We start from the raw sequence: 18,567 nt of genomic DNA, 5'->3' as shown, positions 1-18,567 counted from the left end.
TTTAATTTGAGTTTGGTAATTTTGTTTATACAATTAGCACTCGTTGAAAGAGAGTGCTAACAGGGGTGATGATGATGTTAACAAATCGTCAGCTTTTGATTCTACAAGTCATTATTAATGACTTTATTCGTTCGGCGCAGCCAGTTGGATCAAGGACTCTTTCCAAAAAAGAAGACATTACATTCAGCTCTGCGACGATTAGAAACGAAATGGCTGATTTGGAGGAACTCGGTTTTATTGAAAAGACCCATTCTTCATCAGGAAGAATTCCTTCCGAAAAAGGATATCGTTATTATGTAGATCATTTGCTTTCTCCGCGAAAACTGTCATCTAAAGAGCTTGTGCTCATCCAGTCAGTATTTCAGGAGAAAATTTTTGAGCTGGAAAAAACAGTTCAAAAATCGGCGGAAATTTTATCAGATCTCACAAACTACACATCGATTGTCCTTGGTCCAAAGCTAAGTGAAAATCGATTGAAGCAAATTCAGCTTGTCCCTGTCCAGCCTAATAAAGCAGTAGCGATTATGATTACAGACAGCGGGCATGTTGAAAACAAAACCATTACCTTCTCTGAGCATCTTGATGTCTCCGATATTGAGAAGCTAATGAATATTTTAAACAGCCGCTTAGCCGGAGTCCCGATGGATCAGCTGAAGGACAGGATGTATAAAGAAGTAGTGATGCTCCTTCGCACGCATTTAAAAGACTATGATCATATTTTAGATGCACTTGGTAACACATTCACTTCAACACAAAATGAATCAAAACTTTTCTTTGGCGGGAAGATTAATATGTTGAACCAGCCAGAGTTTCATGACATTGACCGCATTCGTTCACTCATGATGCTGATTGAACAAAAGAACGATGTCATGCAGCTGTTTCATCCAAATCAGCAAGGAATCACCATTAAAATCGGTTCAGAAAACAATTTGGAAGCAATGGAGAACTGCAGTTTAATCACAGCAACTTATGCGATTGATCAAAAATCACTCGGCTCCATCGCTGTCATTGGTCCAACCCGTATGGATTACGGGCGAGTCGTTAGTCTTTTGCATCATGTATCAAAAGACTTGTCAAACGCACTTTCCAATTTGTATGATGAGTAGGGTGATAAAAGGTGGGGGCACAGCCCCTTCGTATAATTGAATCTTTTGAGGGAGGTGAACACAATGTCAGAAGAAAAACAGACACCTGAGCAAGCAGCAGAGGTTGAAGCACAAGAAGAAGCAGTTCAAGCAGAAACTGAGGAAGTAAAGCACGATGAACAGTCTGCCTTCCAAGAGAAGATTGATGAATTGCAGCAGCTTCTAGATGAAAAAGAAAACAAAATTCTGCGTGTTCAAGCAGATTTTGAAAACTATAAACGCCGTGCTCGAACTGAAGTGGAGACCGTGCAAAAATATCGTTCTCAACATGTTGTCAGCGACCTTCTCCCAGCTCTCGACAACTTTGAAAGAGCGCTTGGAATCGATCCAGACAATGAGCAGACGAAAAGTTTGTTAGAAGGTATGCAAATGGTTTACCGCCAGCTGGTAGAAGCGTTGAAAAATGAAGGCGTTGAACCAATTGAAGCTGTCGGCAAAGAGTTCGATCCAAACCTTCATCAAGCCGTCATGCAAGTTGAAGATGAAAACTACGATTCAAACATCGTTGTAGAAGAATTGCAAAAGGGCTATAAACTCAAAGACCGAGTTATTCGTCCATCAATGGTAAAAGTAAATCAATAACTACATAATGGGAGGTCATCGAATATGAGTAAAATCATTGGTATTGACTTAGGAACAACAAACTCATGCGTTGCAGTACTCGAAGGCGGCGAGCCAAAAGTTATTGCAAACGCTGAAGGAGCACGTACAACACCATCTGTTGTCGCTTTTAAAAATGGAGAGCGCCAAGTAGGTGAAGTAGCGAAACGTCAATCAATTACAAACCCGAACACCATCATGTCTGTTAAAAGACATATGGGTACAGATTATAAAGTAGAAGTTGAAGGCAAGAACTACACGCCGCAGGAAATCTCTGCAATTATTCTTCAACACCTTAAATCTTATGCTGAAGCTTATCTTGGCGAAGAAGTAACAAAAGCGGTTATTACAGTTCCTGCTTACTTCAACGATGCAGAGCGCCAAGCAACAAAAGATGCTGGTAAAATTGCTGGTCTTGAAGTAGAACGTATCATCAACGAACCAACAGCAGCTGCACTTGCTTATGGTTTAGATAAAACAGATGAAGATCAAACGATCCTTGTATATGACCTTGGCGGCGGTACATTTGACGTATCAGTCCTTGAGCTTGGAGACGGCGTCTTTGAAGTACGCTCAACTGCTGGGGACAACCGTCTAGGTGGAGACGATTTTGACCAAGTCATCATCGATCATCTAGTGGCTGAATTCAAAAAAGAAAACGGCATTGATCTTTCAAAAGATAAAATGGCGCTTCAGCGTTTAAAAGATGCTGCTGAAAAAGCGAAAAAAGATCTTTCTGGTGTATCTTCTACACAAATCTCACTGCCATTTATCACAGCTGGAGATGCAGGTCCTCTTCACCTAGAATTAACGCTAACGCGTGCTAAATTCGAAGAGCTTTCTGCAGACCTTGTAGAGCGTACAATGACACCTGTACGTCAATCACTGAAAGATGCTGGTCTATCTGCTAGCGAGATTGATAAAGTTATCCTTGTTGGTGGATCAACTCGTATTCCTGCAGTACAAGAAGCAATCAAAAAAGAAACAGGTAAAGAGCCTCATAAAGGCGTAAACCCTGATGAAGTGGTTGCACTTGGTGCGGCAATTCAAGGTGGAGTTATCACAGGAGATGTCAAAGACGTTGTTCTTCTTGACGTCACACCACTTTCTTTAGGAATTGAAACAATGGGCGGCGTATTCACAAAGCTGATTGAACGTAATACAACCATTCCAACAAGTAAATCTCAAGTATTCTCAACGGCTGCTGACAACCAAACTGCTGTAGACATTCACGTCTTACAAGGTGAGCGTCCAATGGCAGCAGACAACAAAACATTAGGTCGTTTCCAATTGACTGATATCCCGCCAGCACCACGCGGCGTACCACAAATCGAAGTATCTTTTGATATCGATAAAAACGGTATTGTCAACGTACGTGCGAAAGATATGGGTACAGGCAAAGAGCAAAACATCACAATCAAATCTTCTTCAGGTCTTTCTGATGATGAGATCGAAAAAATGGTCAAAGAAGCAGAAGAAAATGCTGAAGCAGATGCAAAGAAAAAAGAAGAAATCGAAGTGCGCAATGAAGCAGATCAATTAGTGTTTACAACAGAAAAAACATTAAAAGATCTTGAAGGCAAAATCGATGAAGAGCAAGTGAAAAAAGCGAATGATGCAAAAGATGCGCTAAAAGCTGCGATCGAAAAAGGCGAGCTTGAAGACATCAAAGCGAAAAAAGATGAGCTACAAACAATCGTTCAAGAATTAACGACAAAGCTCTATGAAGAAGCTGCAAAACAAGCACAAGCTCAGCAAGAAGGCGCTGAAGGTGCTCAAAAAGCAGATGACAATGTAGTGGATGCAGAATACGAAGAAGTAAACGACGATCAAGAGAAAAAATAATCACCTTTACTTTTGAAAAAGACTGCTGAAACGTACTCGTCAGAAAGTCAAAGTCAGGATCTCTTGGCTTTGACTTTTTTCTTTTCAACGATGAAAAGGAATTGAAAAAGATCAATTTAAAATGATACAATCGTATTTATGTGAGAAAATCGGGAGTGTGAAGAGATGAGTAAGCGTGATTACTATGAAGTGCTTGGCGTGAGTAAGAGCGCCTCAAAGGACGAAATCAAAAAGGCATACCGCAAGCTTTCAAAAAAGTATCACCCTGATATTAATAAAGAAGCTGGCTCAGATGATAAATTCAAAGAAGTAAAAGAAGCCTATGAAACCCTTTCTGACGATCAAAAACGTTCACATTATGACCAGTTCGGTCACACCGATCCAAACCAAGGATTTGGTGGCGGCGGATTTGGCGGTGGAGGAGACTTTGGCGGCTTCGGCGGCTTTGATGACATCTTCTCTAGTATTTTTGGCGGCGGAGCCAGAAGAAGAGATCCAAATGCACCGCGTCAAGGAGCGGACCTTCAATATACAATGACCCTTTCATTTGAAGAAGCGGCATTTGGGAAAGAAGCAACGATCGAGATTCCCCGCGAGGAATCATGTGAAACGTGTCATGGATCAGGTGCAAAACCTGGAACACAGGCGAAGACATGCTCACATTGCGGCGGATCAGGTCAACTAAATGTCGAGCAATCCACGCCATTTGGTAAAGTAGTCAACCGCAGAGTATGTAACTACTGTAGCGGAACTGGTAAACAAATTGAACATAAGTGTTCAACATGTGGTGGATCTGGTAAAGTGCGTAAGCGTAAGAAAATCAATGTGACGATCCCAGCAGGTGTGGACGATGGTCAGCAGCTTAGAGTATCTGGTCAAGGTGAACCAGGTGTAAATGGAGGACCTCCAGGCGATCTATTTGTTGTTTTCCATGTGAGGGCGCATGAATTCTTCGAACGAGATGGAGATGACATCTACTGCGAAATGCCGCTTACCTTTGCGCAGGCTGCACTAGGTGATGAAATTGAAGTGCCGACATTACATGGGAAAGTCAAATTAAAAGTTCCTGCGGGCACACAAACGGGCACGAAGTTTAGACTCAAAGGAAAAGGTGTAAAAAATGTACGCGGTTATGGTCAAGGCGATCAGCATATCGTTGTACGCGTCGTAACACCGACGAATTTAACTGAAAATCAAAAAGATATCATTAGAAAATTTGCTGAAGTGAGCGGAAATAAACCGGACGAACAAGAAATGAGCTTTTTCGATAAGGTGAAACGCGCATTTAAAGGCGAGTAAGACGGATAAGGAGTTGGTAGTATTGAAGTGGTCAGAAATAAGCGTCCATACAACAAATGAAGCGGTGGAACCGATCACCAATATTTTGCATGAAGCAGGTGCAAGTGGTGTCGTGATTGAGGACCCGCTTGATTTAGTCAAGGAACGTGAAAATGTTTACGGTGAGATCTACCAGCTCGATCCGAATGATTATCCTGAGGAAGGGGTTATCGTCAAAGCCTACCTTCCGATGAATAGCTTTTTGATGGAAACGGTAGATGAGATCAAAGAAGCCATCAACAATCTTCTTCTATATGATATTGACCTTGGACGAAATACACTGTCAATTTGTGAAGTAAACGAAGAAGAATGGGCGACTGCATGGAAGAAATACTATCATCCTGTGAAAATCTCTGAGAAATTTACCATCGTCCCAACATGGGAAGAGTACACACCCGTTCATTCTGATGAATTGATCATCGAAATGGACCCTGGAATGGCATTTGGAACCGGTACACATCCAACAACGGTTCTTTGCATTCAGGCGCTTGAGCGCTATGTGAAGGAAAACGACACGGTGATTGACGTTGGAACAGGATCTGGCATTTTAAGTGTTGCCGCTGCAATGCTCGGTGCGAAAGACATTCATGCATTTGATCTCGACACCGTTGCAGTGGAAAGTGCAAAGCAGAACATCGAATTAAATGGTGTGAGCGACCAAGTAACGGTAAAACAAAACAATTTACTTGATGGGATTTCAGGTGAACGCGATGTGATTGTGGCCAACATCCTTGCAGAGGTCATCTTGCGCTTTACAGATCAAGCGTATGATCTATTGAAGAAAGACGGTTACTTTATTACATCAGGCATTATCGGACAAAAGAAATTACAAGTCAAAACGGCTTTAGAAGAAGCCGGTTTTGAGATTGTTGAAGTGCTGTCAATGGAAGATTGGGTCAGCATTATAGCGAAAAAATAAAGCGAGTAGGTGTCAGGACACGTATGCAACGATATTTTATCGACCTCACAAAAGAAGAAGTGACGGAAAAGGGAAACATCGTCATAAAGGGTGAAGATGTTCATCACCTTGCAAACGTCATGCGGATGAAAGCAGGAGAAGACATCCTTTGCTTAACGACAGACGGCTTTGAAGCGCTCAGTAAAATTGATACAATAACAAAGGAAGAAGTGATTTGTCACTTGGAAGGCTGGACGAATCAGAATCGAGAACTTCCGATCAAGGTGACGATTGCAAGCGGTCTGCCAAAAGGGGATAAGCTTGAATGGATTATCCAAAAAGGCACCGAGCTTGGCGCAAGTGCTTTTATTCCGTTTCAAGCGGCTCGTTCGATTACAAAACTTGACCAAAAAAAGTCATTAAAAAAACGAGATCGCTGGGAAAAAATTGCGAAAGAAGCTGCCGAGCAGTCTTACCGGAATATCATTCCGCGCGTTCATCCAGTATCAACATTTAAAGAGCTGATTCAACTGGCCGGTGAATTCGATAAATGTGTCGTTGCATACGAAGAATCATCGAAAGAAGGCGAGCAAAGCCGGTTTCAAACGGTGCTCCAACAGATGAAGGGCGGACAAACCTTATTAGTGGTTTTTGGTCCAGAAGGCGGTTTAGCAGAAAAGGAGATTGAAGAACTTGAAGCGCATGGTGCAGTCATTTGCGGGCTTGGACCACGCATTTTAAGAACAGAAACAGCTCCTCTTTATGCGCTTTCTGCTATATCTTATCAAACAGAGTTATTAAGAGGTGAATCATGATGGGAACAGTAGCGTTCCATACACTTGGCTGTAAGGTCAATCACTACGAAACAGAAGCCATCTGGCAGCTGTTTAAAGAAGCTGGCTATGAAAGAAAAGATTATGAATCAAAAGCAGACGTATATGTCATTAATACATGTACCGTCACCAATACAGGCGATAAAAAAAGCCGCCAAGTCATTAGAAGAGCCATTCGTCATAATCCGGATGGTGTCATTTGTGTAACAGGCTGTTACGCACAAACGTCTCCGGCAGAAATCATGGCGATTCCTGGTGTTGATATTGTGGTTGGCACACAAGACAGACATAAACTGCTTGGTTATATTGAAGAATACAGAAGAGAAAGACAGCCGATCAATGGAGTTGGCAATATCATGAAAGCACGGGTCTTTGAAGAACTAGATGTTCCTGCGTTTACAGACAGAACACGTGCTTCATTAAAAATCCAAGAAGGCTGTAACAATTTCTGTACATTCTGCATTATCCCTTGGGCTCGCGGATTACTGCGTTCTCGCGATCCAGAAGAAGTCATCAATCAAGCGCAGCAGCTTGTCGATGCTGGCTACAAAGAAATTGTATTAACAGGTATTCATACAGGTGGATACGGTGAAGATTTAAAGGATTATAACTTTGCTAAGCTTCTGAAAGAATTAGATGAACGTGTGGCGGGATTAAAACGAATCCGCATTTCATCCATTGAAGCAAGTCAAATTACAGACGAAGTGATTGAAGTGCTCGATCAGTCAGATAAAATTGTGAGACACTTGCACATTCCGCTTCAATCTGGCTCTAATACTGTACTGAAAAGAATGCGCCGTAAATACACAATGGAATTCTTTGCAGAGCGTTTAACGAAGCTCAAAAAAGCATTGCCAGGTCTTGCTGTCACTTCAGATGTGATCGTTGGATTCCCAGGAGAAACAGAAGAAGAATTTATGGAAACATACAATTTTGTCAAAGACCATCAATTCTCTGAGCTCCATGTGTTTCCTTACAGCAAACGGACAGGTACGCCTGCTGCAAGAATGGAAGATCAAGTAGATGAGAATGTGAAAAACGAACGCGTTCACCGCCTCATTGCTCTTTCTGATCAGCTTGCGAAAGAATATGCATCGGCATATGAAGGCGAAGTCTTAGAGATTATTCCAGAAGAATCGTTCAAAGAACAAGACGGAACGCACAATCTTTATGTAGGATATACTGATAACTACATGAAGGTCGTATTTGAAGGAACAGAGGACATGATCGGCCGTTTGGTGAAAGTGAAGATTACAAAAGCAGGCTATCCTTATAACGAAGGACAATTTGTCCGTATAAGTGATGACGTGCAGACGGATCAAGTGAGAATGACCTCATAATAGAGATGAAAAACCGGCAGCCATTAGGCAAGCCGGTTTCTTTTATGTTGACCGATTCGGAAGAAGGAACAAAATCAAGGCGTGAAAAGGGCGGATGAACGGGAAAAAGAGGAGAGAACTTGCCACATTAAACAGCAGACTAAAGTGCGCAATCTGCTGGGCAGGAGAGCTTGCGAGAAGCGCAACAAACTCTGTGATAAAGGCGAGAAAAGGAAGACATAAAAGAACACCTAGAACATTAAACACAACGTGTGCATACGCGGTTTGGCGTGCTGCATAACCGCCAGAGATAGCAGCCATCACGGCAGTAATACATGTCCCGATATTGGACCCTAAAACAAAGCTGATGCCTTCTTTTAGAGCGACAGTCCCTTCATTCATAAATCCCATCAAAATACCGATACATACGGAGCTTGAATGAACAATCGCCGTGAGCACTGTACCAGAGAGAAGAGCTGTCCAATCGGAGTGTTGCATCATTTCAAGGAAATGCAGTGTCTCTGGCTGACTGGTCATCATACCTGCAATTTTTGAAAAACCTTGAATGCAAAAAAAGATCATGCCAAGCCCAAATAAACTTTTTCCTGCATATCGAAAAGACTTCCTGCCCAAAATGATACATAAAAGACCAGCTGCAATCAGAACCCACATAAACACGTCCATCTTAATGGCAATAAATTCTGTCGTAAATGTTGAGCCGATATTCGTTCCAAGAATCATGGGTATGGATTTTTTAAACGTGAGAATGCCTGTACTCACAAAGCCGATAACGATGACCATAAACGCCGAACTGCTTTGAAGAACCCCTGTAAACACAATACTGACCAAGAATGCTTTGACTGGATGATCTGTAAAGAGAAGAAGTGATTTCTCAATACGAGACGACGTGAGCGCCATTAATCCTTTCCTAAGAAAACCCATTGCCCATAAAAAAATGAAAATAAGTGCACAAAAATAAATGATCGCCATCATAGAAAAGTCCTCCTCTTACCAATGAATATATGGACTTGTCTACCTGCTCATGACGAAAATATATTTCCAAATCACTTAGTTGACCTCAACCTAGGCTTATATTATAATGTCTAGGTACATGTTTTGCATGTATATCTTTTTTTAATGCAGTCGATTGGTGTATTCGGAGGGAGGGAAAGAGAATGTCAAAAACGGTCGTTAGAAAAAACGAATCGCTTGAAGATGCTCTTCGTCGCTTTAAACGCAGTGTATCCAAAACTGGAACATTGCAAGAAGCAAGAAAGCGTGAATTTTATGAAAAGCCTAGCGTAAAGCGTAAGAAAAAGTCTGAAGCTGCTAGAAAACGTAAATTCTAAAGAGGGTGGATTTTATGAGTCTTCTTGAGCAATTAAATTCTGATATGAAGCTTTTTATGAAAAACCGAGAGAAAGACAAGCTTATTGTCATTCGTATGGTAAAGGCTTCACTGCAAAATGAAGCAATAAAGCTTAAGAAAGACAGTTTGACCGGAGATGAGGAACTAACCGTCCTTTCCCGCGAGATTAAGCAACGTAAAGACTCCCTCCATGAATTTTCGAAAGCTAATCGCTTAGATTTAGTAGATAAAGTTCAAAAAGAGATTGACATTTTAGACGTTTATTTACCTGAACAGCTTTCTGAAGAAGAACTGCAGGCGGTTGTGAAAGAAACAATCGCCGAAACCGGTGCTTCATCGAAAGCTGATATGGGTAAAGTGATGAGCGCTATTATGCCAAAAGTAAAAGGTAAAGCTGATGGTGCTGTGATTAACAGACTTGTCAGCGAGCAACTGTCTCAATAAAAAAGTATCCTTCTCATGTTAGAAGGGTACTTTTTTTATGTCTTCATAAACCTGTCATATAAAAATGAAACCTATGATACATTTGTAACGTATGTAAAGGAACGGTAAAATGAAAGAAAGAGAGGGGGGATCACCAAATAGATGAAAAAAATGAAAATTTCTATTGCTCTCTTCAGTTGTTTTATAATATGCTTGTTATTAGGGGTTCAATTGACCGCGAAATCAGCAGATCAGAAAGTTCATGTTATCCCAATTGAAGATACAGTAGAAAAAGGACTTTCTAAATTCATTGAACGATCATTTGAGCAGGCAAAGTCGGAACGGGCGAAGCACATCATTCTCGACATCAATACACCAGGTGGTGCAGTCGATGCGGCGCTTGAAATAGCCGATACCATTCGTGCATCCGATATCCCAGTGACAGCGTTTGTGAATCATAGAGCGCTTTCAGCCGGGGCATTCATTGCCTTAAATGCCGATCAAATTTATATGACCCCAAATGGAAAGATGGGGGCTGCTGCGATTATTGATGGTGAAGGCAACGCTGCCGATCAAAAATCTGAATCTCTATGGCTTGCTGAAATGAGTGACGCTGCTGAAAAGCAGGGGCGTGATCCAAAATATGCTCTTGCGATGGCAGATGTAGATATAGACGCAAAAGAAGCTGGTGCACCAAAAGGAGAATTGCTGACCTTTAACACAGATCGGGCACTTCAGTTCGGTTATGCAGAAGGAGAAGCGAAAAATTTGGATGACTTGCTTCAGAAGCTGAACTTAGCAGATGCTTCTGTTCAATACGATGAAGTGAGCTTTGCTGAAAAGGTTGCGCGTTTTCTCACGCATCCGATCGTCATTCCTATCCTTTTATCCATCGCGAGCTTAGGGTTAATTGTTGAATTATATTCTCCCGGCTTTGGGGTCCCAGGCACCATGGGAGTCACAGCGCTTCTTCTATTCTTTTATGGTCATCTCGTGGCAGGTTTTGCAGGATATGAGACATTGTTCCTGTTTTTGGCAGGGATTGTGTTGATCATTCTGGAATTATTTTTGCCAGGGGGAATCGTGGGTGTCATTGGACTAATCTGTGTCGTTGTCAGCTTATTTTTAGCAGCTGGAAGCTTTACAGAAATGGCGATTTCCATCTTGATTGCCACTGCTGTTTCAATCATAGCAGTTATTTTATTGACAAAGGTGTTGGGGAAACGTATGAAATTTTTTAAAAAGTTCATTTTAACCGATTCAACCAATAAAGAAAGTGGTTATGTCTCAAATGAAACAAGAGATGATCTTGTAGGACAAATCGCAGTGACAGCAACAGCACTTCGTCCATCTGGTACGATTGTATTCGGTGACGAGCGCATTGATGTTGTGTCAGAAGGTGCTTTTATCGATAAGGATGAACAAGTAAAAATTGTGAAAGCGGAAGGCTCACGCATTGTCGTGAGGAAAGTATAGATATACTGATTTTATAGGAGGAATAAAATGGATCCATCTACTTTACTATTATTTGTGATTATCGCAGCAGGTTTGATCGTTCTATCGATCTTCTTCACCTTTGTACCGGTGATGCTGTGGATTTCTGCCCTAGCGGCTGGCGTAAGAGTGAGCATTTTTACACTTGTAGGAATGAGGCTTCGCCGAGTGATTCCAAACCGAGTGGTCAACCCGCTCATCAAAGCGCATAAAGCAGGTCTTGATGCGACGATTAACCAATTAGAAAGCCACTATCTTGCAGGTGGTAACGTAGACCGAGTTGTCAACGCACTGATCGCAGCTCAGCGTGCGAATATCGAATTGAACTTTGCTCGCTGTGCGGCAATCGACCTAGCAGGCCGTGACGTACTTGAAGCTGTCCAAATGAGTGTAAACCCTAAAGTCATTGAAACACCATTTATCTCAGGTGTTGCGATGGACGGGATTGAAGTAAAAGCAAAAGCACGTATTACAGTTCGTGCAAACATTGACAGACTTGTCGGTGGTGCAGGGGAAGAAACGATCATTGCTCGTGTAGGTGAAGGGATTGTTTCGACAATCGGTTCATCAGATAATCATAAAAAGGTTCTTGAAAATCCTGATATGATTTCTCAAACGGTTCTTGGTAAAGGATTAGATTCAGGTACAGCATTTGAAATTCTCTCGATTGATATCGCAGATGTTGATATCGGTAAGAACATCGGGGCGATCCTGCAGACAGACCAAGCAGAAGCCGACAAAAACATTGCACAGGCGAAAGCAGAAGAACGCCGCGCGATGGCTGTTGCACAAGAACAAGAAATGCGTGCGAGAGTTGAAGAAATGCGCGCGAAAGTAGTAGAAGCAGAGGCTGAAGTACCACTTGCAATGGCCGAAGCACTACGTGAAGGTAATATTGGAGTTATGGACTACATGAACATTAAGAATATCGATGCTGATACGGATATGAGAGATTCATTTGGCAAAATGACAAAAGGTCCATCTGATAATGAAAACAAATAAGCATCCTCTCACGCTTTAAGGAGGGAGCCCATTGGACATTCTATTTGAAAATCCGTTACTAATAGCGATTATCATCGGTATTATCTCTGCGGTCTTTGGGAAAATCGGCAAACAAGAGGAGAAGGAACAAAATAACCGGCAGCAAAAGCCGGCTCCTCAAAAGAAGGCAGAACAAACACGAGCAGCCCCGGTCAAAACAGACCAGTTGGACGATTTTGGCGATGTACATGATCATGGCGGGATGAAGAAACAAGGTTCACAGTCCTTACAGGATCGTTATACAGCTACACTTGCCGAAATGGAAGAAAGAAAAAGCGAGCTGAATAAAGAGTTTCAATCGCTTGAAAGAGAACTTACAAGGCCAAAGGCAGCATCTGTTGGAATGAAGCCGAAAATGATTGAGAAACTCAACCAAGATACGGTCGTTCAAGGGATGATCCTTGGTGAAGTATTTGGAGAGCCTCGTGCGAAAAAGCCGCATCGAACGATGAAACGACCATATAAAAGATAAAGAAGTAAGCCCCCTCATCCTTAAGGGGGCTTTTTTGTTGTGTAATGGAGACTTTTCTTAGTCAAAATGATGAAACGGCTGTTTTACGGGATTCATTAGCATGATATGAACCGCTGAGGAATAGGATGATATAGAGACTTTCTCATCAGTCTCACCATCTTTCAGTTTGATCTCATACACATGAGGTGGGAAGGGGTTCTTATTGAATGGGAAAAAGAAAAAATCAACTTAAAGCATGGCTGACAAGAACACTTGAAATCCCTCCGGACGTGATGATGGATCTTCCCCGTATTACGATGGTTGGCAGACTCCATATTTACATAGAGAACCATAAAGGGCTTTTACTTTTCAGTGATCAAGAGGTAAGGCTGATGCTCAAGCAAGGACAGTGCATTATTTCAGGAAAAGACTTTGTGATTAAAACGATTTTGCCAGAAGAGATCTTATTAGAGGGGAAAATCGATGAGGTCCGTTATATTGATTCTTAACTGACGGAGGGGAGAAACGTGAAGAACAAATGGTTTGCCTATTTTATTGGCAGAGTGGAAGTGGAGATAAGAGGAAGCGGTATTGAGCGGCTGATCAATGAGTGCACGAGACAGGGGATCACAATTTTTCAAGTGAGCCGCCGTCAAGACAGCGTGCGCTTATTTATTCGCCTCTCAGATGTACATGCCTTTAGAAAAGTGCGCAGACATCATGAGGTGAAATGTTCGTTTCATCAAAAGAAAGGGTTCCCGTTTCTTCTTCTATGGTCGAGAAGAAATATTGGCTTCACCCTCGGGATGGCTTTTTTCCTAGTGACGATATTGGCTCTTTCAAATATGGTGTGGAAAATTGAGATTAAAGGTGCGAATCCAGAAACAGAACACCAAATGAGAAAGCATCTGGACGAAATAGGGGTACAAAAAGGGCGGTTTCAGTTTCTCATGGGGACCCCTGAAAAAATACAAAAATCATTGACGACCAATATTCAGAGCATTACATGGGTCGGAGTTGAACTGAACGGAACGACGTTTCAAATGAAAGTGGTCGAAAAAAATGAACCTGAAAAGGAGAAATATACAAGTCCTCAGCACATCGTTGCCAAGAAAAAGGCGGTCATCACGAGAATGTATGTAGAAAAGGGGGAACCGCTTGCCCAGGTCGATGAGCATGTGAAAAAAGGGCAGATGCTCGTCTCAGGTTTAATTGGGAGTGAAGATCAGAAAAAAACGGTCGGAGCTAAAGCGAAAATCTATGGTGAAACATGGTACCGATCTGAAGTTTCTGTCCCTCTCCGAACATCTTTTGATGTCTTTACGGGTAAAATGAAGACAAAGCACAAGCTCTCCTTGTTTGGAGGCTCCATCCCATTTTGGGGATTTTCCTTTAAAAAAGATGATTTTCAGCAGCCGAAAACAGAAACAGAAGTTCACCCGCTTCATTTTTTGAATATGCAATTGCCGTTCTCCTATGAAAAGGAAATCACACGAGAAAGTGAAAAAATAAATCGAGAATACACAAATAAAGAAGCGGTTCAAGCAGGGATTAAAATGGGTAAAAAAGAATTAGAAGAAAAGCTAGGTCAAACAGGTGAGGTGAAAAGTGAAAAAGTTTTGCACGAGACAACAGGGAATGGTAAAGTTAAGTTAATCATCCTTTACCAAGTAATAGAAGATATTGTTCAACCAACACCTATTGTTCAGGGAGACTAGAGAATGACAGAACATTTACTTGAGATTCAACAAAAATTGGATAGCCCAAACGAAGCCATTGCTTTATTTGGCAATCAAGATGCTTATCTGAAACTGATGGAAAACGAGCTGAATGTCTCCATTATCACACGTGGAGAGAAAGTGTATGTTTCTGGTCAGGAAGCATCAAGAGATACTGTGAGCCGTTTGATTACATCTCTCTTACATCTCATTCGTAAAGGAATTGAGATTTCTGAACGGGATGTCGTCTATGCCATTAAAATGGCGCAAAAAGACAAGCTCAATTATTTTGAAAATATGTATGAAGATGAAATTACGAAAAATGCCAAAGGAAAGTCGATCAGAGTCAAAACGATCGGCCAGCGTGAATATGCTGCGGCAATGAAAAAAGATGATCTGGTCTTTGGGATTGGACCTGCTGGTACAGGTAAAACGTATTTGGCAGTGGTCAACGCCGTACATGCCCTGAAAAATGGACATGTCAAACGGATTATCCTGACAAGGCCAGCTGTTGAAGCAGGAGAAAGTCTTGGCTTTTTGCCAGGAGATTTAAAAGAAAAAGTCGATCCTTATTTAAGACCGCTATATGATGCTTTGCACGATGTGCTTGGTAGTGATCATACGGAACGTTTAATTGAGCGCGGAGTGATTGAAATTGCCCCTCTTGCCTATATGAGAGGGCGGACGCTTGATGATGCATTTGTGATTTTAGATGAAGCGCAGAATACAACGCCAGCTCAAATGAAAATGTTTTTGACGAGACTAGGCTTTGGTTCTAAAATGGTCATTACAGGAGATATTACACAAATTGATTTGCCTAAAGGTATGCAGTCAGGCCTTGCAGCTGCAAAGGACATGCTTGCTGAGATCAAGGGTATCTCATTCATTGAATTAGATCAGACAGATGTGGTCAGACACCCGCTTGTGGCGAAGATCATTGGAGCATACGAAAAGCAAAAATGAACTGAGTGACCCGATCGCCTTAATCGGGTCATTTTGTTTCGATCGTGGTTTAAAGTAAAAAAGGAGGTACTTTCCTTGAGAAAGAATCAGAAAGGCAGTAAGCGCAAAAGGCTGCTGTCTAAAAAAGAACCTCAGAAAATGGAGCGCTCACGCTATTTAAACGTACTGCTATACGCTGGTTTAGCGGCCATCATGTTTGTGGTGCTCTTCTTCCATGTAAAACCTGAATCGCTCGACCTAGATTTGTTTTCAGTGAGCGAACAGACCATCTATTCTCCGTCTACCGTTGATGACCAAGAAGCAACAGAAGAAAAGAAACAAGAAGCAACGGATCAAGTGGAAGACCAATATACACTCAAAAAAGCATATTCTGATAATCGTGTTGACCTCATTTCATCCCTCTTTGAAGCCATTAAAGAAGAGAAGAAAGCAGCAGCTGATGACAAAGAGAACCCGCCAACAGATCAAGAGATGGCGAAGCGTGTAAAAGAGAAACTCACAACCGATATGCAGGAAGCTGTTTCGGATCAATCGATTAAAGCACTGCTCCAAGCAAGCGACGAAAACCTTTCTTTTACAAAGGACTCCATCATCACAGTGGTCAATTCTCTCATGAGTAAAGAAATCACAGCTTCTAAGCTGCAAGATGAGAAAAAACAAGTGAAAGCAGAGCTTGAAAACAATTCGATTCCGTCAAAATATTTAAATGCAGCGAAAGAAATTGGTGAATTTGCGATTATTCCAAACTATGTATTTGACCCGGTGGCAACAGAGAAGAAAAGACAAGAAGCAGCTGATAATATTCAGCCAGTTCAAATCAAGCAAGGGCAAATTTTAGTGGAAGAAGGCGAGCTCATTGACCGTGAAGTGTATCGTAAATTAGAACTGACCGGTCTTTTAAACAGTTCCAATTTGTTTAAGCCTGTAAGCGGTCTTATCATCTTAATCGGTCTTTTCTTAGCGGCGATTGTCCACTCACTTGAATCGAGGAAAAAGTCGCTCGTCCATAAGAATAAATCGTTACTGCTGTACTCGCTTATTTTCACCATTATTTTAATCATCATGGAAGTATTCAGTCTCTTCCAGGAAACCAAATATACAACCATCGGCTACGTCGTGCCTGTTGCACTTGGTACGATGCTGATTAAGCTGCTGATCAATGAGCGGCTGGCGATCTTCTCCGGCCTTGTATTTGCCCTTTGCGGCAGTATGATGTTTAATCAAGGAGTAACAGGCGTCTTTAACTATGTCATCTGTGCTTATTATCTAATAAGTGGGATGGCGGGGATTTTATTTTTGAGAAAACATAATGCGAGATCGAAAATTTTGCAGGCGGGGCTTTGGGTAGCTTTGGTGAATGTACTTGTTGTGCTGTCCATTACGCTGATTCAAAATTCTTCTCCATCAGGGCTTGAAATAGGTGTAAACCTCATCATGGCGATTGTGTCAGGGTTTGCATCGGCTATTTTGGTTATCGGGTTAATGCCAGTCTTTGAGAGCATGTTTGGCATTCTTTCGACCATGAAGCTTATTGAATTATCGAACCCGAATCATCCGCTGCTGAAAAAGATCTTAACAGAGACACCAGGTACATATCATCATAGTGTCATGGTGGCGAATTTAGCGGATGCTGCATGTGAAGCAGTTGGTGCAAATGGATTGTTAGCAAGGGTTGGAGCTTATTATCATGACATTGGGAAAACGAAAAGGCCACAATACTTTATTGAAAACCAAATGAACATTGATAATCCGCACGACAAGCTTTCTCCTCAGCTGAGCAAGAATATTATTATTGCCCATACGACAGATGGTGCTGAAATGCTGAGAGAAAAGAAGTTTCCAGAGGAACTTGTGGACATTGCAGAACAGCATCACGGAAAGTCCCTGCTGAAATTCTTTTACTATAAGGCAAAAGAACGGGATGATCAGGTGACAGAAGAAGAATTTCGTTATCCTGGTCCAAAACCGCAATCGAAAGAAGCGGCCATTATTTCTGTGGCTGACAGCGTGGAAGCGGCGGTTCGTTCGATGCATAATCCAAACCCTGAGCGGATTGAAAAGCTTGTCAAAGGCATTATTTCAGATAAGATGCAGGATGGGCAATTTAGTGAATGTGATCTGACATTTAAAGAATTAAATATTATTAGCCAAACAATTTGTACAACATTAAAGGGGATTTTCCATTCTCGGATTGAATATCCAGATGCCCCGAAGCAGAAGGTGAAGTAAATGACATTGTTAATCGATTTAATAGATGAAACAGGACAAGTATCGAAAGAGCAGCTTGAAGAAGTGGAAAAGCTTCTTCAATTTGCTGCGGATGCCCTTGAGGTAAAAGATCAAGCGGAAGTATCAGTGTCGATCGTTTCGAATGAGGAAATTCATCAAATTAATAAAGAATACCGAGGAAAAGATGCACCAACAGATGTGATTTCATTTGCACTTGAGGAAGAAGGCGAAGGGGAAATTGAAATCATTGGTGCTGATGACATTCCGCCGGTACTAGGTGACATTATCATTAGTGTTGATCGAACGAAAGAGCAAGCAGAGGAATATGGACATTCCTTTATGAGAGAGCTAGGATTTTTAACGATTCATGGTTTTCTTCATTTGCTTGGTTATGATCATATGACAGAAGAAGATGAAAAAGAAATGTTCGCCAAACAGACAAAAATTTTGGATGATTATGGCCTTTCGAGATCATCGTAAGAAGCGAACGCCGCTTGTCCGTTTTTTTCGGAGTTTTTATTATGCATTTAGAGGAATATGGCGAACTTTCTTGAATGAACGGAATTTTCGGTTTCACACAGTCGCAGCCATCATCGTGGTGATTTGCGGCTTTTGGTTTCACATTCATCCGGTTGAATGGATGATCATTCTGCTTTTATGTGGCGGGATGTTTGCGTTAGAACTTGTGAATACAGCGATTGAACATACAGTAGATCTTTTCACAGAAGAGAAGCATCCTCTTGCTGAGAGAGCGAAGGACGCCGCAGCAGGCGCTGTTTGCGTTTACGCCGCCATTTCGGTTATGATTGGGTTGATCATCTTCTTACCGAAGATCATGCAATAGAACAATATTACTATTTATTAACATTTTTAGAAATGGGCGTGAAAATGTCACGTGAAT

The 18,567-nt window shown here is 41.7% G+C and carries 19 protein-coding genes; 18 read left to right on the top strand and 1 reads right to left on the bottom strand.

Going from position 1 to position 18,567, the window contains the following annotated elements; all coding sequences use genetic code 11:
* Positions 1-74 precede the first annotated feature (74 nt).
* The 7 genes from hrcA (at position 75) to mtaB (ending at position 7,999) form a co-directional block, all read left to right on the top strand.
* Positions 75-1,106, top strand: a complete 1,032-nt coding sequence (hrcA, locus tag V7L95_RS18480; RefSeq protein WP_008342473.1) for a heat-inducible transcriptional repressor HrcA — start codon at positions 75-77, stop codon at positions 1,104-1,106.
* A gap of 63 nt (positions 1,107-1,169) precedes the next feature.
* On the top strand, positions 1,170-1,727 hold the full coding sequence (gene grpE, locus V7L95_RS18475) for a nucleotide exchange factor GrpE (RefSeq protein WP_008342471.1): 558 nt from the start codon (positions 1,170-1,172) through the stop codon (positions 1,725-1,727).
* A gap of 24 nt (positions 1,728-1,751) precedes the next feature.
* Positions 1,752-3,590: a molecular chaperone DnaK gene (dnaK, locus tag V7L95_RS18470; protein WP_008342469.1), complete on the top strand. Its 1,839-nt coding sequence runs from the start codon at positions 1,752-1,754 to the stop codon at positions 3,588-3,590.
* Positions 3,591-3,755: 165 nt separating this feature from the next.
* Positions 3,756-4,889, top strand: coding sequence for a molecular chaperone DnaJ (dnaJ, locus tag V7L95_RS18465; protein ID WP_008342467.1), 1,134 nt, complete (start codon positions 3,756-3,758; stop codon positions 4,887-4,889).
* A 22-nt stretch (positions 4,890-4,911) separates the two neighbouring features.
* Positions 4,912-5,847: a 50S ribosomal protein L11 methyltransferase gene (prmA, locus tag V7L95_RS18460; protein WP_019743216.1), complete on the top strand. Its 936-nt coding sequence runs from the start codon at positions 4,912-4,914 to the stop codon at positions 5,845-5,847.
* A gap of 23 nt (positions 5,848-5,870) precedes the next feature.
* Positions 5,871-6,641 (top strand): 16S rRNA (uracil(1498)-N(3))-methyltransferase, encoded by a 771-nt coding sequence (locus V7L95_RS18455; protein ID WP_019743217.1) that lies wholly within the window; start codon positions 5,871-5,873, stop codon positions 6,639-6,641.
* Complete coding sequence (mtaB, locus tag V7L95_RS18450; protein WP_017358020.1) at positions 6,641-7,999, top strand: tRNA (N(6)-L-threonylcarbamoyladenosine(37)-C(2))-methylthiotransferase MtaB; 1,359 nt, start codon at positions 6,641-6,643, stop codon at positions 7,997-7,999. The genes V7L95_RS18455 and mtaB overlap by 1 nt, the downstream gene beginning before the upstream one ends.
* A gap of 42 nt (positions 8,000-8,041) precedes the next feature.
* Here the strand turns inward: mtaB and V7L95_RS18445 are convergent, their stop codons facing one another.
* Positions 8,042-8,971, bottom strand: a complete 930-nt coding sequence (locus V7L95_RS18445; RefSeq protein WP_046527149.1) for a Na/Pi symporter — start codon at positions 8,969-8,971, stop codon at positions 8,042-8,044.
* A gap of 182 nt (positions 8,972-9,153) precedes the next feature.
* Between V7L95_RS18445 and rpsU the strand changes: the two genes are divergently transcribed.
* From rpsU to V7L95_RS18390, 11 genes are all read left to right on the top strand, one after another.
* Positions 9,154-9,327, top strand: a complete 174-nt coding sequence (gene rpsU / locus V7L95_RS18440) for a 30S ribosomal protein S21 (protein ID WP_003152957.1) — start codon at positions 9,154-9,156, stop codon at positions 9,325-9,327.
* Between the two features lie 14 nt (positions 9,328-9,341).
* The gene (locus V7L95_RS18435) at positions 9,342-9,791 is read left to right on the top strand and encodes a GatB/YqeY domain-containing protein (protein ID WP_007501319.1); all 450 of its coding nucleotides are present in this window, start codon (positions 9,342-9,344) and stop codon (positions 9,789-9,791) included.
* 141 nt (positions 9,792-9,932) lie between these two features.
* Positions 9,933-11,246, top strand: a complete 1,314-nt coding sequence (locus V7L95_RS18430; RefSeq protein ID WP_017358017.1) for a nodulation protein NfeD — start codon at positions 9,933-9,935, stop codon at positions 11,244-11,246.
* A gap of 27 nt (positions 11,247-11,273) precedes the next feature.
* Positions 11,274-12,266 (top strand): flotillin-like protein FloA, encoded by a 993-nt coding sequence (floA, locus tag V7L95_RS18425; RefSeq protein ID WP_007501317.1) that lies wholly within the window; start codon positions 11,274-11,276, stop codon positions 12,264-12,266.
* A gap of 31 nt (positions 12,267-12,297) precedes the next feature.
* The gene (locus V7L95_RS18420; RefSeq protein ID WP_052320623.1) at positions 12,298-12,777 is read left to right on the top strand and encodes a hypothetical protein; all 480 of its coding nucleotides are present in this window, start codon (positions 12,298-12,300) and stop codon (positions 12,775-12,777) included.
* A 206-nt stretch (positions 12,778-12,983) separates the two neighbouring features.
* On the top strand, positions 12,984-13,265 hold the full coding sequence (gene yqfC / locus V7L95_RS18415; protein WP_003217398.1) for a sporulation protein YqfC: 282 nt from the start codon (positions 12,984-12,986) through the stop codon (positions 13,263-13,265).
* Positions 13,266-13,283: 18 nt separating this feature from the next.
* Positions 13,284-14,474: a sporulation protein YqfD gene (yqfD, locus tag V7L95_RS18410; RefSeq protein ID WP_041090989.1), complete on the top strand. Its 1,191-nt coding sequence runs from the start codon at positions 13,284-13,286 to the stop codon at positions 14,472-14,474.
* A gap of 3 nt (positions 14,475-14,477) precedes the next feature.
* Positions 14,478-15,437, top strand: a complete 960-nt coding sequence (locus tag V7L95_RS18405) for a PhoH family protein (RefSeq protein ID WP_008342419.1) — start codon at positions 14,478-14,480, stop codon at positions 15,435-15,437.
* A gap of 138 nt (positions 15,438-15,575) precedes the next feature.
* Positions 15,576-17,666, top strand: coding sequence for an HD family phosphohydrolase (locus tag V7L95_RS18400; RefSeq protein ID WP_171814642.1), 2,091 nt, complete (start codon positions 15,576-15,578; stop codon positions 17,664-17,666).
* Positions 17,667-18,146 (top strand): rRNA maturation RNase YbeY, encoded by a 480-nt coding sequence (gene ybeY, locus V7L95_RS18395; protein WP_007501310.1) that lies wholly within the window; start codon positions 17,667-17,669, stop codon positions 18,144-18,146. It begins immediately after the preceding gene.
* Positions 18,124-18,510 carry a diacylglycerol kinase family protein gene (locus V7L95_RS18390; RefSeq protein ID WP_008342413.1) on the top strand — a complete coding sequence of 129 codons (387 nt, stop codon included), beginning with the start codon at positions 18,124-18,126 and terminating at the stop codon, positions 18,508-18,510. The genes ybeY and V7L95_RS18390 overlap by 23 nt, the downstream gene beginning before the upstream one ends.
* Positions 18,511-18,567: the final 57 nt, after the last annotated feature.

This window comes from Bacillus sp. PPSBB_11, assembly GCF_038023285.1.
GTDB lineage: Bacteria > Bacillota > Bacilli > Bacillales > Bacillaceae > Bacillus > Bacillus altitudinis.
The sequence above is the reverse complement of the archived record's forward strand: the minus strand, read 5'-3'. Positions and strand labels throughout refer to the sequence as shown.

Coding starts and splice junctions, on each gene's coding strand:
- hrcA (WP_008342473.1), top strand. CDS start 75: ATGTTAACAAATCGTCAGCTTTTGATTCTACAAGTCATTATTAATGAC.
- grpE (WP_008342471.1), top strand. CDS start 1,170: ATGTCAGAAGAAAAACAGACACCTGAGCAAGCAGCAGAGGTTGAAGCA.
- dnaK (WP_008342469.1), top strand. CDS start 1,752: ATGAGTAAAATCATTGGTATTGACTTAGGAACAACAAACTCATGCGTT.
- dnaJ (WP_008342467.1), top strand. CDS start 3,756: ATGAGTAAGCGTGATTACTATGAAGTGCTTGGCGTGAGTAAGAGCGCC.
- V7L95_RS18455 (WP_019743217.1), top strand. CDS start 5,871: ATGCAACGATATTTTATCGACCTCACAAAAGAAGAAGTGACGGAAAAG.
- mtaB (WP_017358020.1), top strand. CDS start 6,641: ATGGGAACAGTAGCGTTCCATACACTTGGCTGTAAGGTCAATCACTAC.
- V7L95_RS18445 (WP_046527149.1), bottom strand. CDS start 8,971: ATGATGGCGATCATTTATTTTTGTGCACTTATTTTCATTTTTTTATGG.
- rpsU (WP_003152957.1), top strand. CDS start 9,154: ATGTCAAAAACGGTCGTTAGAAAAAACGAATCGCTTGAAGATGCTCTT.
- V7L95_RS18435 (WP_007501319.1), top strand. CDS start 9,342: ATGAGTCTTCTTGAGCAATTAAATTCTGATATGAAGCTTTTTATGAAA.
- V7L95_RS18430 (WP_017358017.1), top strand. CDS start 9,933: ATGAAAAAAATGAAAATTTCTATTGCTCTCTTCAGTTGTTTTATAATA.
- floA (WP_007501317.1), top strand. CDS start 11,274: ATGGATCCATCTACTTTACTATTATTTGTGATTATCGCAGCAGGTTTG.
- yqfC (WP_003217398.1), top strand. CDS start 12,984: ATGGGAAAAAGAAAAAATCAACTTAAAGCATGGCTGACAAGAACACTT.
- V7L95_RS18405 (WP_008342419.1), top strand. CDS start 14,478: ATGACAGAACATTTACTTGAGATTCAACAAAAATTGGATAGCCCAAAC.
- V7L95_RS18400 (WP_171814642.1), top strand. CDS start 15,576: ATGGAGCGCTCACGCTATTTAAACGTACTGCTATACGCTGGTTTAGCG.
- ybeY (WP_007501310.1), top strand. CDS start 17,667: ATGACATTGTTAATCGATTTAATAGATGAAACAGGACAAGTATCGAAA.
- V7L95_RS18390 (WP_008342413.1), top strand. CDS start 18,124: ATGGCCTTTCGAGATCATCGTAAGAAGCGAACGCCGCTTGTCCGTTTT.